Source organism: uncultured Fluviicola sp. (assembly GCF_902168135.1).
Classification (GTDB): domain Bacteria; phylum Bacteroidota; class Bacteroidia; order Flavobacteriales_D; family Crocinitomicaceae; genus Fluviicola.
In genome coordinates this window covers 13,753-29,961 of the sequence record NZ_CABHOL010000040.1, presented here as the reverse complement: position 1 = coordinate 29,961, position 16,209 = coordinate 13,753, and the positions used below count along the sequence as shown (strand labels likewise).

The window sequence follows — 16,209 nt, the reverse complement described above, 5'->3', positions numbered from 1 at the left end:
CGAGATAGGAGTCCGTCTCGTGGGCTCGGAGATGTGTATAAGAGACAGATCCTGGAACGAGCTGTTCCTTCTTTGCACGATGGATTTAAACCCGTTCAGCGGAGAATCCTGCATTCCATGAAAGAATTGGACGACGGACGCTACAACAAAGTAGCGAACGTGATCGGTAACACCATGAAATACCACCCGCATGGGGATGCTTCGATTGGTGATGCATTGGTTCAGCTCGGACAAAAAGAACTATTGATCGATTGCCAGGGAAACTGGGGGAATACTCTGACCGGTGACGGTGCTGCTGCTCCGCGTTATATCGAAGCACGGCTTTCCAAGTTTGCCAATCACGTAGTCTTTAACCCAAAGACCACAAACTGGCTTTTAAGCTACGACGGAAGAAATAAGGAACCCGATAACCTGCCGGTAAAATTTCCGATTCTTTTGGCTCAGGGAGCAGAAGGAATTGCAGTCGGTATGGCATGTAAAATCCTTCCCCATAATTTCAATGAACTGATCGAGCAGTCAATCAACCATTTGAGGGGAAAGAAAGTGGAGATATTCCCGGACTTCCTGAATGGGGGAATGGCCGATTTCACCAACTATAACGATGGATTAAGAGGCGGGAAAGTCCGTGTTCGTGCAAAGATTAAAAAGGTCGATAATAAAACATTGACAATCAATGAAATTCCTTTCGGTTGTACAACCACATCGTTGATCGAAAGTATCATCAAAGCAAACGATAAAGGGAAGATCAAGGTTAAGAAGATCGAAGATAATACAGCCGCAGAAGCAGAGATTGTGATCCATTTGGCTCCGGGAGTTTCTCCGGACAAAACAATTGATGCACTGTATGCTTTTACGGATTGTGAAGTTTCCATTTCACCGAACGCTTCGGTAATTGATGGAGATACTCCGCGCTTTATGGGGGTTTCTGAGATACTCAAAGTAAATACGGATAATACACTTCAGCTGCTAAAAAGAGAATTGGAAATCCGGTTGTCTGAATTGGAAGCACAATGGCATTTCTCTACCTTAGAGAAGATCTTCATCCGTGAAGAAATGTATATAGACTTTAAGCTGTATTCCGATAAGGAGAACTTATTCCAGTACATGTATAAGCGTTTCGAGAAATTCAAGAAGCAGTTTATCCGTGAGATCGTAGACGAAGATTTACAGCGCCTGACTCAAATTCCAATGATCCGTATTACGCGTTTCGATTCCGATAAAGCAGACGAATTGATAGCTAGGCTGGAAGCTGAAATGGAAGAGGTTAAAAAGAACCTGGCAAACCTGGTTGAATACGCAATTGAGTACTTCAAGGACCTGAAAAAGCGTTTCGGTGCAGGGAAAGAACGCAGAACGGAAATGAAAGTGTTTGACAATATTGCTGCAACGAAAGTAATTATTGCAAACCGCAAATTGTATGTGGACGTCGAAGAAGGATTCATTGGCTGGGGCTTAAAAAAGACCGAAGCAGTTAACGATTGTTCGGAGATTGACGATATCATCATCTTCTTCAATACCGGGAAATTCATTGTGACCAAAGTGGCTGAGAAGAAGTTTGTAGGAAAGGGAATCGTTCATGCGGATGTTTGGAAGAAAGGCGATAAACGTACGATCTATCACGTCATGTACCAGGATGGTGCGGGTGGCGCAACCATGATGAAACGTTTCTTCGTGAATTCGGTGACGCGGGATACGGAATATGATCTGACACGGGGAATCAAGGGGTCCAAACTCTTGTACTTCTCGGTTCACCCGAACGGAGAACGGGAAGTAGTTACAATAATGCTTCGTCCGCGTCCGCATTTGAAACGCCTGCGCTGGGATGTGGATTTAGGCGATTTGTTGATTAAAGGCCGCCAGTCTGCCGGAAACCGGGTAACAAAAGAGATCGTTCAGAAGATTACCCAGAAAGAAGTCGGAGGATCGACACTTGCTGCGCGTAAGATTTGGTACGATACGGTCGTTGGCCGATTGAACGACGAAGGAAGAGGTAAGTTCCTTGGATCTTTTAAAGGAGAAGACCGCATTCTGACCCTTTATAAAAATGGTGATTACCGTTTGTCTACCTTTGATTTGGCAACACACTTCGATGAAGATATGATCCACATTGAGAAATGGGTTCCTGACAGACCGATTTCAGCGGTTTACTACGACGGAGATAAAGATCTTCACTACGTGAAACGCTTTACCTGTGAAGTTACTTCCGACAAGCGGGTTTCCTACATATCGGAATCAGAAGGATCGTACCTGGATTGTGTTTCTACGGCATACAGACCGGTTGTTAGGATCGTTTACAACAAGTTGTTGAAAGAAACGAAGAACCTTCCGGACAATGAGGTTGCTTTGGCAGATTTCATTGATGTGAAGGGAATGAAAGCACAGGGCAATCAGCTGACTAAATTGAAAGTCAAAGAGGTGGTGCTTACACATGAAATTGAAGGATCGGAACCATGGCCGGATGACGAGCCGTTGGAATTGGAAATCGACAATGAATCCGAAGAAGCAGATACAGATGTTCCGGATTCGGAAGGAGGAGATGATAATCCCACAATCGAATGGGATTTGACCAAAGGATCCGATGATCCGGATGATCAACCGACATTGTTTTAAGATACATTTTTTTGTAGGGACGTCCCGAACGTACGGGACGTCCCTACTTTTTTAATAATACCACAAGGTATTATACTTTTTGGTATAATACCTTGTGGTATAAAATAATCCATGTCAATCTTTATCTTCTCAGTTAAAAAACCGTATTTTTAAGTGTGAAATCGAGAAGTATGCAGGAAATTTATTCTCCATTTATATTTGGTAATACGGTAAGTACGGAAGGTTATACTAACAGGGAAGATGAAGCTTTTCGTTTGAAGCAGAATCTGTTGGGTGGAATCAATACCATTCTGATCTCACCGCGCCGGTGGGGAAAATCGTCCCTGGTAGAACGCGTTTTAATCGATATCAATAAATCGAACAAGAAGTGTAGAACCGTTCTCCTCGATTTGTTTACAGTGAACAATGAGGTAGAATTCTTCGAGTTGTTTACCCGCGAAGTAATCAAAGCTACTTCAACCAAATGGGAAGATTGGGTGCGTGATACCAAAAGCTTTTTATCACACCTGGTCCCAACGGTGCATGTAGGAATGAATCCACACCTGGATTTCACCGTTAAGTACGAACACGAAAAAGTGCGGGAATTTGCAGATGAGATCCTGAATCTCCCGGAGCGCATAGCAAAAGAGAAAGGGATACGGATGATTATCTGCCTGGATGAATTCCAGAACCTGACAGACCTTGTGGAATATGAGCCGCTGGAAAAGAAAATGCGGGCAATCTGGCAGCGCCAGAAATTGGTTTCCTACTGTTTGTTTGGCAGTAAGCGCCACATGCTGGAAGCTATTTTCAACAATCCTTCCAAACCCTTTTACCGTTTTGGGGATCTGATGCTCCTGCCGAAAATCTCCGAAGAGTCCTGGGTCAAATTCATTCAGTCGAGTTTCCGGAAAACCGGTAAGTCGATTGCGAAAGATATTGCGGTATCAATTCCCCGCCTGATGAAGAATCATTCCTGGTATGTGCAGCAGCTTTCACATTATGTCTGGAATCACAGTCGGGCAGGAGGAGCCATAGATAAGCAAGTTATCCAAAATGCTTTGTCGGAATTGATCTTTGCCAATCAGCCTCTGTACCAGCGTGAAATTGAGGGAATGAGCACCACGCAGATTAACTTGCTGAAGGCCATTTATCAGCGGGAAAAACAACTCACCGCATCAGCAGTCATGAAGAATTACGCACTGGGAACCCCACGAAATGTTTCCAAGAACAGATCTATCCTGGAAGGACGGGATATGATTATCAAAGATGAAACAGGAATCTATGAATTCCTCGATCCGGCTTTCGAATTATGGTTCGGGAAACAATATTTTCAGACTCCGTGGAGTACCGTTTACTTTTTAGATTGAAATTGCGGCTGCAAAACATCTTTTCTTCCCAATCGCTTCATGTGCCTGAAATGAGAGCTTAATGCTTTTCCGGTACTGTCATAAGAATAATAAGTCACACCGAATTCGGCACAAGTCTTAGCTACGATCTTTTGGATCGCCGGGTAATGCACATGTGAGATACGCGGGAACAAATGGTGCTCTACCTGGAAGTTCAATCCTCCTACTAACCAGCTTACCACTTTGTTGTCGACAGCAAAATCACTTGTAGTTGCTAACTGGTGGACAGCCCATTCGTTTTCAACCATCAAAGATTCGTTCTCTGCATGCTCAAATTCCACATTTTCTACTACATGGGCCAATTGGAACACGAAAGACATCGTTAAACCAAGCAGCATGTGCATCAGCGTAAATCCAAGGATTGTCCAGCCGATTCCCCAAACAAAAGAAGGAAGCACCAGGTACAACCCAAAGTAAATAATGCGTGTTATCCAGAACATGACATGATCGATGGGTTTCATTTTCCCAACTTCGACTGTAAATCGGGAGCCTAAGATGTAATCTTCGAAATCTTTTACCAAAACCCAGTAGATAGTAGAGATCCCGTAAAGAAAAGGAAGGTAAATATGCTGAAAACGATGTGCTTTGTAACGTTTTTGAGTTTCACTCATACGCAGGAACGGCGTCTTGGAGATATCGTCGTCAATTCCGTCGATATTCGTATAGGTATGGTGGACCAGGTTGTGCTTCTGACGCCACATAAAAGCATCACTACCCAATGCGTTCATAGACAGGCCGAAGAAATAGTTTACGTTCTTATTACTTGAAAAAGCATCGTGACAAGCATCGTGCATGATGTTGAAACCAACCAATGCCTGGACAAAACCTAGGGCTGCGGAAAGGATCAATGCCAGGTATCCCGGAATGGGAAGCAGCATGATGGTACAATAAATCGCAATATAAGTGGTAATAATAATGGTGGTTTTTAAATACAATTTCCAGTTTCCTGAGGTCTCCAGTTGATTCTCGTCAAAATAATTCTGCACGGATTTTCTCAGTGTAGCGAAAAACTCACCTTGCGGTTTAGAAAATTGAACTTTTTTCAAAGGGCACTTATTTAAAATTCAAAGCAAAGTTACGAAATAAAAGCGTTCGTTCCGGAGAAAGGATTGGATGGATCAATGATTTTCACCCGTTTGCATTTTCCTTCGGCACTTCATCTTTGTCAGATGAAGCCTCAACCTTCGAAAGCTTTGCTTCCTGCTTCTCTTTTTTTAACATGAATATTTGATTATCTTTGTTGTTCCCAGGGATGATTTCTCTCCTGCGACTGCAAATGAGGAAAGGATGATTGCTCTCCGTGACGAGTGATAGCAGCTTTAAAAAAAGATATTATGGTAACACTAGACAGATTGTCATCGGAAGAATTGATGCAGTTGGAAGATCGTTACGGAGCGCATAATTACCATCCGCTTCCGGTCGTTCTTGCCAAAGGAGAAGGAGTTTATGTTTGGGATGTTGAAGGAAAAAAGTATTTCGACTTCCTTTCTGCTTATTCGGCAGTAAACCAGGGGCATTGTCACCCTAAGATTGTAAAAGCTTTGACGGATCAGGCTCAAACGCTGACTTTGACTTCCCGCGCTTTTTACAATGATACTCTGGGTGTTTATGAGAAATTCGTCACTGAATACTTTGGTTTTGATAAAGTACTTCCGATGAACACCGGTGCTGAAGCAGTGGAAACAGCCATCAAAATAGCGCGTAAATGGGGATACGAAAAGAAAGGTGTTGCTGAAAATCAGGCGCAGATCATTGTCTGTGAACAAAACTTTCACGGTAGAACAACTACCATTGTTTCTTTCTCAAGCGATCCGGATGCAAGTACGAACTTCGGTCCGTTTACTCCCGGGTTTATCCGTATTCCTTACAACGACCTCGATGCATTGGCAGAAGCTGCAAAGCAGCCAAATGTGATCGGGTTCCTGGTAGAGCCTATCCAGGGAGAAGCCGGAGTTTATGTTCCTAATGATGGTTATTTGGCCGGAGCAAAAGAAATTTGTTCGAAGAATAACATTCTCTTCATGGCAGATGAGGTGCAGACAGGAATTGCACGTACAGGTAAATTACTGGCAGTTGATCATGAAAATGTGAAACCCGATATCCTGATTCTTGGAAAAGCAATCTCCGGCGGAGTTTATCCGGTTTCAGCTGTTTTTGCAAATGACGATATCATGATGGTAATCAAGCCCGGTCAGCACGGATCTACTTTCGGAGGAAACCCGCTGGCAGCTAAAGTTGCTATTGCGGCTTTGGAAGTTGTGACAGAGGAGAAACTGGCAGAGAACGCTGAGCGATTGGGGAAACTTTTCCGTGCTGAAATGAATCGTATTATCGGGCAGACAGACCTGATCGTGAAAGTACGCGGAAAAGGATTGCTGAATGCCATTATTGTGAACGATACCGAACAAAGTAAAACAGCCTGGAACCTGTGTGTTGAATTGAAAAACAACGGATTGTTGGCAAAACCAACTCACGGGAACATTATCCGTTTTGCGCCGCCATTGGTGATGACAGAAGAACAGTTGATGGAATGTGTTGCCATCATCGAAAAAACAGTTTTGAACTTCAAAAAATAAGGGATAAATACGCTGCGTTCTGTCACTCTTTGGGGTTTAATTTTTACTGCTAAGAAGCAAAGGACGCAAAGTTTGAAATAATTGTAAAAGTCCTTCTCGTTTAAACCGGGAAGGATTTTTTTATCTCCCCGAACACCGGTCATCCATCCAATTCCGGATATCTTCGAAAACCTGTTCTCTAACAACTTCATTCAGGATCTCATGCCTCATTTCAGGATACAAAAGCAATTGGATGTTTGAAAAGCCATCTTCTTTCATGTTCTTTACTGTTTTCGTAACTCCTTTCCCAAAATTCCCGATAGGATCTTCGGCACCGCTTACAAACAGGAATGGAAAATCTTTGGGGATTTTATCTGCCCAGTCGTTTCCGGTTGATCGAATGTTTAGGGTCAGTAAAGTGTGAAAGCCGTTATGTGTAAATGGGATTCCACAAAGTTCATCCTGAACGAATGCCAGTTGATTGGCTTTATTGACACTCAGCCATCGGGTTTCCGAAGTTTCGTTTTTGAAACGTTTATTATTCAGATTATTGAAAAAACGGTTCAGGCTTTTGCTTCTTTTTTGAGGCGCCAGGCTGTTCAGGATCGAAAACACAAACCGTGCTATCGGGGCAATGAATTCCTTTCCCCCGGTTCCCACAAGAATGGCTCCGTCAAATTGGTCATGAGCCTGTTGAAGCAAACACCGGGTGATAAATGATCCCATGGAATGTCCAAGAACAAAACGGGGAACGTTTGGAAAGCTTTTTTCTAATAGTCCGGCCATTTTTTCCGCATCATCTACTACACGTTTTGCTGCTTTTGTGGCATGGAAATAGCCGTGGTCGGATTCAAGTACAGCTGTTTTCCCATGCCCGGCATGATCATAAGTAAGCACAGCATATCCGTTTGCGGCAAGAAATTGTGCAAATTCAGTATAACGACCACTGTGTTCCTGCATTCCGTGTAAGATAAGGATTGTAGCTTTGACCGGTTTTTCTTCCGGCTGGAAAATGGTGTAAAAAATCGCCTGTTCAGTTCCTGAATTGGTCAATTTATCCGTGAAGTTACTTGCTTGTATAATCATCTGACAACTGTTTAAATGACTAGAATCCCCTGAAATTTAAATTTAAGATAGTTATAAGATCTTTTAAGAATACAGAAGGCACTATAAAATGATTACCGGTTCTAAAAAATATTAGAAATTACAGGGAATTTTTGGGAGTCTGATTATCTTCGGCAAAAAATACCTATATGCTATTGATCATTATTTTGGTTGCCGTAATCATCCTCGTCCCGCTGATTGCTGTGATTGTTATTAAGAACGGACTTATTGCCAAAGAAAACCAGGTTGAAAATGCATTTGCATCCGTAGACGTAATGTTGAAAAAACGCTTTGACCTGATCCCGCAGCTGACTTCTTGTGTGAGTGGTTATATGACTCATGAAAAAGAGTTGCTGGAAAAATTAACTGCTCTTCGATCAGGTTCACGCGATACGGAAGCACTGGCATTGGGAAATCAGGAGCTGCAAAACCAGTTCAGTCAGTTTTTGATCAAAGCAGAAGCGTACCCGGACTTAAAGGCAAGCGAACAGTTTATGATGCTTCAGAGAAGTATGAACGAAATGGAAGAACAATTGGCGGCTTCCCGAAGAACATATAACATGTCCATTGAGATCTTCAATAATGCGGTACTTCAGTTTCCTTCGTCTGTTATAGCAAAGCGAAACAACATGGAAAAGAAAGAATACCTGAAATTCAACGATTAAGCGATGGAAATCAATTTTGCACAACTTCAGGCAGATCTGATTGCCGGAGATTTGGGAGTTCTGGAAGCCGAAAGAAAGGCGTATGTGAAACGATTTTGGATTGGGTTCTTTATTTGTTTCGGTTTGGTAGCGGCGATTCTTATTGTATGGCTTGCTTCGGGAACCCGAAATTTCATTCCTTTTGTCATCGCGGCAGGCATTGTACTGATTGTTTCGTTGGTGGTAATGATCATTAAGCACCAGCGTTTTTATAAAGATTTTAAAGCCAGGTTCAAAGGAAAGGTGATACCGGCGGTAGTAACATTTGTGGATGAAAGATTGGAATACGACCCGCATAGAAGCCTGATGGCTCAATATGGTGAAAGCAGAATTTTCACGCAGCGTGTAGACCGCTATAAAGCAGAAGATACTATTTCGGGAAAATTTGACGCAACCGACTTTTCTTTCGGGGAGATCCATACGGAATACAAAACAGTATCTACCGATAGTAAGGGAAATCGCCAGGAACACTGGCATACGATCTTTAAAGGAATGTTGTTTGTGAGTGATTTCCACAAGAATTTCCACGGAGAAACCATGATCGACGTCGATACGATGGAACGTTATCTGGGAAAACTGGGGCGTAAATTCCAGCAATGGAATCCAAGCAGGCCGGGGAATTTGGTAAAATTGGAAAACCCGGAATTCGAGAAAAAATTTGCCGTTTACAGCACCGATGAGCAGGAGTGCCGTTATATATTGACACCTTCGATGATGGAAAGACTGCTGGATATGACCAAACGGATTAATTTCAAAGTAGCAATTTCTTTCCGGAACAACCAGGTTTACATCGCAGTCTTTAACAATATGGATTTGTTCGAACCGTCCGTTTTTGGTTCTCTTTTGAAGGAAGAAGATTATCGGATTATCATTAATATGATGAACTTGATGACAGGTATTATCGAAGACTTAAACCTCAATACCAGAATCTGGACCAGGGAATAATCGATTTAGTATTAGCAGTTAAATGAATTGCGCGAGTGTGACACTCGTGCAATGACAATTTATCTGCTTATTTTCAATCCTGAATCCCCCGTATTCATTATATTTGAAACAATTAAAACAGAATCAATTTGGCAACTAAAATAAAATTTGGAACAGATGGTTGGAGAGCGATCATCGCAGATGAATTTACAGTAGAGAATGTAGCACGTGTGGCTTATGCAACTGCTCAATGGCTTAAAAAATCCGATTGGAATTCGAAAATTGCATTGGGTCATGACTGTCGTTTTGCAGGAGAACTTTTTGCTGAAACTGTTGCTAAAGTACTTTTGCACGAAGGAATAGAAGTGTTGATGTCGAAAGGTTTCGTTTCAACACCGATGATTTCTCTTGCCGCAAATCAATTGGGATGTGGTTTGGGAGTTATTCTAACGGCAAGTCACAATCCGCCTTCTTATAACGGTTATAAGTTGAAAGCACATTATGGCGGACCGCTTACGCCTGAATTGGTCCAGGAAATCGAAGATATTATTCCGGATTCTCTTCCGTTTGACTATAAATCGGTTGATCTAAGCCAATTCGAGAAATCCGGAAAACTGGAAATCGTAGACTTTGAAACACGTTACGTACAGCACATTGAAAAGAACTTCGACCTGGAAGCAATTCGTAAATCGGGATTAAACCTGGTATACGACGCCATGTACGGAGCCGGTCAAAATGTGATCAGACGCATTCTGCCGGATGTGCAGCTGCTTCATTGCGATTACAATCCGTCCTTTATGGGGCAGGCACCTGAGCCTATCCAGAAGAACCTGCAGGAATTGGAGCGTTATATTATTGCAAAAGGAAATATTCACTGTGCTTTGGCAACAGACGGAGATGCAGACAGAATTGGCTTGTATAACGGCAAAGGTGAATTCATCGATTCTCACCACATCATTTTGTTGTTACTGCATTATTTGGTAAGTAACAAGGGAATGAGCGGAAAAGTAGTTACTGCATTCAGTACAACCCCGCGTGTAAAAAAACTGGCAGAGCACTATGGCTTAGAGTATCAAGTGGTAAAGATCGGGTTCAAGTACATTGCCGGCATCATGGTTGATGAAGATGTGTTGATCGGTGGCGAAGAATCCGGAGGAATTGCAGTAAAAGGACATATTCCTGAGCGTGACGGAATCTGGATGGGATTGATCATTTGGGAATACATGGCGAAATCAGGTAAGACACTTGACCAATTAATCGAAGAAGTGTACGAGATTGTTGGAGCATTTAAGTTCGAACGAAACGATTTACACCTGACGGAAGAGAAAAAACAGGCAATCGTTGAAAAATGCAGTAATAACGAATACAAAGGATTCGGAAAATACACTGTAAGCGAAGTAGGAACAATTGACGGATGGAAATTCTTCTTCGATGATAACCGCTGGATGATGATCCGTGCATCGGGCACAGAACCTGTCTTGCGCACTTATGCAGAAGCTCCGACATTGGAAGAAGTAAGGGAAATCCTGAAAATAACCGAGGAAACAATATGTAATTAAAAAAAGAAAAGCCCCGGTCACTGAGCGAAGTCGAAGTGCGGGGCCTTTCTTTTTAATGGTGTCCGCGGCCTCTGCCATGGCCAGGATGATGACCGTGTCCATGTCCATGGTGATGATGACCGCGACCACGTTCCTTTACAACAATCACGCGTTCTTCCACATAAACCGGATGTGGTTCCGGTCTGGAGTTTATCTCCAAATGGAAACTCACATTTGGTTTCGGCCTGCTGTCAACCCGCAGCCTTGCCTGTGCCGGAGCGGGTCTTGGAGCCTGTGCCGGAACACGATATGCGTAATATGTTCTTCGATGCTCCGGATTATAATAGTAGGGATGCTCGGATGCAATCCACAATTCCATGCGCGGAGAGTCGGAATAAACGAAATAACTTGTGGACCAATAATGGGGAATAGGTTTCCAGTGATTACGCTCCCAGACAAAATAAACACTTGCCGCCGGATCATAATAGACATTCTGTCTCGGATAGTAATAATACCTGTGTTTTTGTTTCTTCGGTGGATGCGAAGGGTGCGCATACAGATTACCTGTCATACTCAAAGTAAAGCAAAGCATCAATATACGGGCTGCGAATTTCATCGAATTTTTCATGACTAAGTGTTTTGATTTGTATTCCAAACCATTCAAGGGTTTTGCCATAAGCGGATATGATGTTGTTAAAAAAAATTAATTGCCTTTAAAATGGGAATAACAGAACGGATTTGATCTTATGAGTTCGAATAAGGGATTGAGCTGTTATTTCAAATTGAATAAGTGTTTTTCATATTGAAACAGATTCCGGTCTTTTCAACATTCATGTGGGGAATTATTTCCAAATCATATTCGTACTAATCCGTCAGCGGGAGGACTCAATTTGGCCTCCTTAGAATGAATCTTTCTTTGTAGAACTGCACTAATCCGCCGCGGTGAATTCAGTTATCAAGATTTGTCGCTTCTCCTAAATTATTTTCGCACTGATGTTTGTCATAATTTAGTCTTCAAAAGCTACGAGTCTCCTAAATTATTTTCGCACTAACGTTTGTCATAATTTAGTCTTCAAAAGCTACGCTTTTTCTTATTTTTGAATCATGGCTGGTTCAACTTTTGGAAATTTAGTACGGTTAAGCACCTTCGGAGAATCTCATGGCAAAGCAGTTGGGGGCATCCTGGAAGGCATCCCTGCCGGATTTTCTATCGATTTCGAGGAAATACAAAAAGAACTTGATCGCAGAAGACCCGGGCAGTCTGCAATTGTAACCCAGCGAAAAGAATCCGATCGGGTGCAATTCCTTTCCGGAATTTTCGAAGGAAAAACGCTTGGAACACCAATCGGGTTCCTGGTTGAAAACGAAGATCAAAAATCAGCTGATTACAACGAACTTGAAAAAGCATTCCGGCCTTCACATGCCGATTTCACTTATCAGCAAAAATATGGTATCCGGGACCATCGCGGCGGCGGCCGTTCCTCAGCACGGGAAACCGTTTCCAGGGTAGTAGGCGGAGCAATTGCGAAACAAGTACTGGCTCAACAGGAGATTCGTATCGATGCTTTTGTGGATCAAATCGGTTCGCTTCAGTGGCTCGGTGAATGGAATTCCGGGCTGAAAGAGGTCAGCGAATCAACTATTGTTCGCGTTCCTTCGTTAGAACTGGCAGAACAAATGGAAGCGCTTATTCGTGAAGTACGGAAAGAAGGAGATACGATTGGTGGAAGCATCCGCTGTGTAATAGATGGCGTACCCGCCGGACTGGGAGAACCGGTTTTTGATAAACTACATGCCGAATTGGGGAAAGCGATGCTGTCTATCAATGCTGTAAAAGGGTTTGAGATCGGTTCTGGATTCAGTTCTGTGGCGATGAGAGGTTCCGAACACAACGATTTATTTACGACTGACGGAAAAACCAAAACAAACCACTCCGGGGGAATACAGGGAGGAATTTCAAACGGAATGCCGATCGACTTCCGGGTTGCATTCAAGCCTGTAGCAACCATTATGAGACCACAGGATACGATCAACGAATCTTTTGAAGCCGTTTCGCTGATTGCCAAAGGCCGGCATGATCCGTGTGTTGTTCCCAGAGCAGTACCGATCGTAGAATCAATGGCTGCTTTGGTAATACTTGACTACCTGTTAATTCAAAAAGCTTACCACTAAATGATGCAGAATCTAGAAAGATTTTTAGCGAAGAGATGGATGATTTTCTTGTTGTTTCTCTCGTTAACCTATTTATTCGGAACAAAATCTGACAGGAGATACGGCTGGACCAGAAGCGCAGCTAAAGAAGCAACACCGGTCTATTCGGATGCCGCAGGATATTATGCCTTCTTACCGGAATGGTTCATCTACGAAGGGAATCAGTTTACTTTCCATGATAGTATAAGGGACAAATACCCGAAAGCCGGTTTTGAAGATGGGGTCGATATAAATCCGGACGGGACATTTCATAATAAGTATTTTACAGGGACGGCCCAATGCCTGACCCCGTTTTTCCTGGTCGGACATGCACATGCACATTTCATCGGAGAAGATACGGATGGATACACCTGGCCCTATATTTTCTGGTTGAACGTAGGAATGGGATTCTATGCAATGATTGGTCTTATAGCCTTGTTTTTACTTTTAAGGCGTTTAAAAATAGATTATTTCGGCTGTTATATTGCAGTGCTTTCAGTGGCGCTGGGAACCAATTTCAGCTATTACGTTTACATTGAAATTCCTTATTCGCACATTTTTTGCTTTGCCGTTATCAATTTGTGCTTACTCAACGGATTGAAATGGATCCAGGAAAACAGACCTAAAAACATGTTGTTCTTTGGCTTTTTGCTTGGGCTCAGCTTGATGATCCGTCCGACAAACGGGTTAATTCTTGCCTTCTTTCCATTTTTGTTCGCTACGAATAAGGAATTCCTTAGCAGAATAATCACGTTTATTAAATCCTGGAAGCTCTTGCTGCCGACCCTGTTTTTGTTCCTGATTCCGGTTGTTATCCAGGTTGGGTTCACTTACCTGCAGATGGGGGAGATCAAACTGAATAGTTATTCCAACGAAGGATTTACAAACTGGAACGATCCTTACTTCTGGGAAACTCTTTTCGGTTTCCGAAAGGGAATTTTTGTTTATGGTCCCGTAATGCTGCTGCTGATTCCCGGATTGATATGGATGTTCTTTAAAAACAGGAGGATGTTTGTTGGAGTGTTGATTTTCATTGTGCTTTCAACCTACGTCATGTCATCCTGGTGGTGTTGGTGGTATGGCGGTTCACTTGGTTTTCGTCCGGTAGTGGATTTTTACGGTATTTGGGTCATTCCGATTGCTTACCTGGCCCACTATTCAAAATTATGGGGGCGCGTGCTCATTTTAATCCTGGTTTCAGGCTTCGTAGTGATATATCAAACCTATGAGTTCCAAAAGAAAAAAGAGATCATCCATTACGGTTATATGAATTACGGTATGTGGAAGCAGTCTTTTATGCAGACGGATTCAAGGTTCAATTTTGCATTTCATTCGGATATTGATACTTTACCGGAAAATAGTCTTCAAATTGGCAGTCCGGTTGGATTTTACCAGGGGGAAGAAGCACTTATTCCCGGGAAAGTTTACGGATATGCCGGAGAGCAGTTCGTTCCGGGAAGAGCTGTTGCAGCAAAGCGTTTACAGGTAAAGGATTCAAACTCGTTCGTCGGAATACGTGTTACACTAAAAGGGTATTTAAATTCCGGAGGAGAGAATCCGGTAGTGCATACAGACTATTTTAAGGATGGGATTCTTGTGATGGGAAAAGACATGCTGATCGGATGGCGTTTTGATCATGTAAAGACCTGGGAGGATATCAGTGTGGATGTGATTCCTGATCGCAGATGGAGTGAAGTGGATTCTGTGAAATGTACACTCATGGCAGGAGGAAAAGCAATGAAATTTAAGGATTTGCAACTCCGTCTTTTTAAGATGAACTGATTCCGGATTTCGATTCATAAAAAATGTTGTTTTTCGAACAAAAACAGTCTTCAGTGTAATCTTTTTTCGGGCATTAATGCTTAAATTCATAGGCATGAAACGAAAAAAGATAGTCATCATAGGTGGTGGCTTTGCGGGATTAAATCTCGCCCGTAAATTGGCTAAGTCCGATTGTGAAATTGTCCTGGTGGATAAACAAAACCACCACATGTTTCAACCCTTGTTTTACCAGGTGGCCAGCGCACGCCTGGAACCTTCAAATATCTCTTTCCCGTTCAGGGCTATTTTCAGGCGCAGGAAAAACGTAAATTTCAGGTATGCAACCGTAAAGCACATTCGCCCGGAAGATAACATCATCGAAACTTCCATGGGAGAAATTCCTTACGATGAGCTGATCATTGCAACAGGCTGTAAAACCAATTTCTTCGGAGATCCTGATTTGGAAAAAAATACGCTCGCAATGAAAACGACCCAGCAGACAATCCATATCCGCAATACAATCCTGGCCAAGTTTGAAAAGATCATGTTCGTAAATACCCAGGAAGAAAAGGATGAGTTGATGAACCTGGTAATTGTTGGAGCAGGGCCAACCGGAGTTGAACTTTCAGGTGCATTTGCGGAAATGAAAACCAAAGTCCTTCCGCACGATTATCCGAATTATGATTTCTCAAAACTGAAAATCACGCTGCTCGAAGGAAGTCCGAATACCCTGAATGCCATGAGCGATAAATCACGAACATGGTCTCGCAAATACCTGGAGAAAATGGGAGTCGAAGTAAGGACTTCAACGGTGGTTTCTTCTTACGACGGACACAAGCTAATGCTAAAAACAGGCGAAGTAATTCCTACGCAAACGGTTATATGGGCTGCAGGAGTACAGGGAAATGTATTACCGGGTTTGGAAAAAGCTACTATGGTCAGAGCACGTTACACAGTCGACAGGTATTCATTGGTTAAAGGTTACGACAATGTCTATGCTATTGGAGATATTTCCTATATGGAAACAGAGAAATATCCTCAAGGGCATCCACAATTAGCAAACGTAGCGATTAACCAGGGGAAAACGCTGGCGAAGAATTTTCGTGCACGCTGGTCAGGAGGAAAAATGCAGCCTTTCGAGTACAAGGACAAAGGAACAATGGCAACCGTTGGAAAGCACAAGGCCGTTGTGGAACTTCCCAATTTTAAATTCCAGGGATACTTTGCCTGGATGGTATGGATGGTGCTTCACCTTATGCTTATTCTGAGTATCCGGAACAAGATAGCGGTGTTTTTCAATTGGGCATGGCGTTATATTACCGGAGATACCTCTCTGCGTTTGATCCTGCGTGATGAACGCGACCGGGAACTCACCAGGAGCAACGATTGATTAAGGGAGTTTAATAAGTTCAAATAGTTGAAAGAGTTCAAATGT

The 16,209-nt window shown here is 42.8% G+C and carries 11 protein-coding genes; 8 read left to right on the top strand and 3 right to left on the bottom strand.

Going from position 1 to position 16,209, the window contains the following annotated elements; all coding sequences use genetic code 11:
* Window positions 1-2,780: 2,780 nt before the first annotated feature.
* Complete coding sequence (locus QZT69_RS13950; protein WP_294675621.1) at window positions 2,781-3,959, top strand: ATP-binding protein; 1,179 nt, start codon at window positions 2,781-2,783, stop codon at window positions 3,957-3,959.
* Here the strand turns inward: QZT69_RS13950 and QZT69_RS13945 are convergent.
* Window positions 3,944-5,044 carry an acyl-CoA desaturase gene (locus QZT69_RS13945; RefSeq protein WP_294675620.1) on the bottom strand — a complete coding sequence of 367 codons (1,101 nt, stop codon included), beginning with the start codon at window positions 5,042-5,044 and terminating at the stop codon, window positions 3,944-3,946. The genes QZT69_RS13950 and QZT69_RS13945 overlap by 16 nt on opposite strands.
* Window positions 5,045-5,332: 288 nt before the next feature.
* Here QZT69_RS13945 and rocD point away from each other — a divergent pair, with 288 nt between their 5' ends.
* A complete protein-coding gene (gene rocD / locus QZT69_RS13940; protein WP_294675619.1) occupies window positions 5,333-6,574 on the top strand; it encodes an ornithine--oxo-acid transaminase in 1,242 nt (413 codons plus the stop codon).
* Window positions 6,575-6,694: 120 nt separating this feature from the next.
* On the opposite strand, the gene QZT69_RS13935 is transcribed toward rocD, so the two are convergent.
* The gene (locus QZT69_RS13935; protein ID WP_294675618.1) at window positions 6,695-7,639 is read right to left on the bottom strand and encodes an alpha/beta fold hydrolase; all 945 of its coding nucleotides are present in this window, start codon (window positions 7,637-7,639) and stop codon (window positions 6,695-6,697) included.
* A gap of 167 nt (window positions 7,640-7,806) precedes the next feature.
* Here QZT69_RS13935 and QZT69_RS13930 point away from each other — a divergent pair, with 167 nt between their 5' ends.
* The 3 genes from QZT69_RS13930 to QZT69_RS13920 all read left to right on the top strand — a co-directional run bounded on the left by QZT69_RS13930 (window position 7,807) and on the right by QZT69_RS13920 (window position 10,844).
* Entirely contained in the window at window positions 7,807-8,322 is a 516-nt protein-coding gene (locus QZT69_RS13930) for a LemA family protein (protein WP_294675617.1), read from the top strand.
* Window positions 8,323-8,325: 3 nt separating this feature from the next.
* Window positions 8,326-9,306 carry a DUF3137 domain-containing protein gene (locus tag QZT69_RS13925; protein WP_294675616.1) on the top strand — a complete coding sequence of 327 codons (981 nt, stop codon included), beginning with the start codon at window positions 8,326-8,328 and terminating at the stop codon, window positions 9,304-9,306.
* Between the two features lie 128 nt (window positions 9,307-9,434).
* Window positions 9,435-10,844, top strand: coding sequence for a phosphoglucomutase/phosphomannomutase family protein (locus QZT69_RS13920; RefSeq protein ID WP_294675615.1), 1,410 nt, complete (start codon window positions 9,435-9,437; stop codon window positions 10,842-10,844).
* 52 nt (window positions 10,845-10,896) lie between these two features.
* Here the strand turns inward: QZT69_RS13920 and QZT69_RS13915 are convergent, their stop codons facing one another.
* A complete protein-coding gene (locus QZT69_RS13915) occupies window positions 10,897-11,451 on the bottom strand; it encodes a hypothetical protein (RefSeq protein ID WP_294675614.1) in 555 nt (184 codons plus the stop codon).
* Window positions 11,452-11,927: 476 nt separating this feature from the next.
* Here QZT69_RS13915 and aroC point away from each other — a divergent pair, with 476 nt between their 5' ends.
* From aroC to QZT69_RS13900, 3 genes are all read left to right on the top strand, one after another.
* Window positions 11,928-12,995 (top strand): chorismate synthase, encoded by a 1,068-nt coding sequence (gene aroC / locus QZT69_RS13910; protein ID WP_294675613.1) that lies wholly within the window; start codon window positions 11,928-11,930, stop codon window positions 12,993-12,995.
* The gene (locus QZT69_RS13905; RefSeq protein ID WP_294675612.1) at window positions 12,996-14,795 is read left to right on the top strand and encodes a hypothetical protein; all 1,800 of its coding nucleotides are present in this window, start codon (window positions 12,996-12,998) and stop codon (window positions 14,793-14,795) included.
* Between the two features lie 94 nt (window positions 14,796-14,889).
* On the top strand, window positions 14,890-16,164 hold the full coding sequence (locus QZT69_RS13900; RefSeq protein WP_294675611.1) for an NAD(P)/FAD-dependent oxidoreductase: 1,275 nt from the start codon (window positions 14,890-14,892) through the stop codon (window positions 16,162-16,164).
* The last annotated feature ends 45 nt before the right edge of the window (window positions 16,165-16,209 follow it).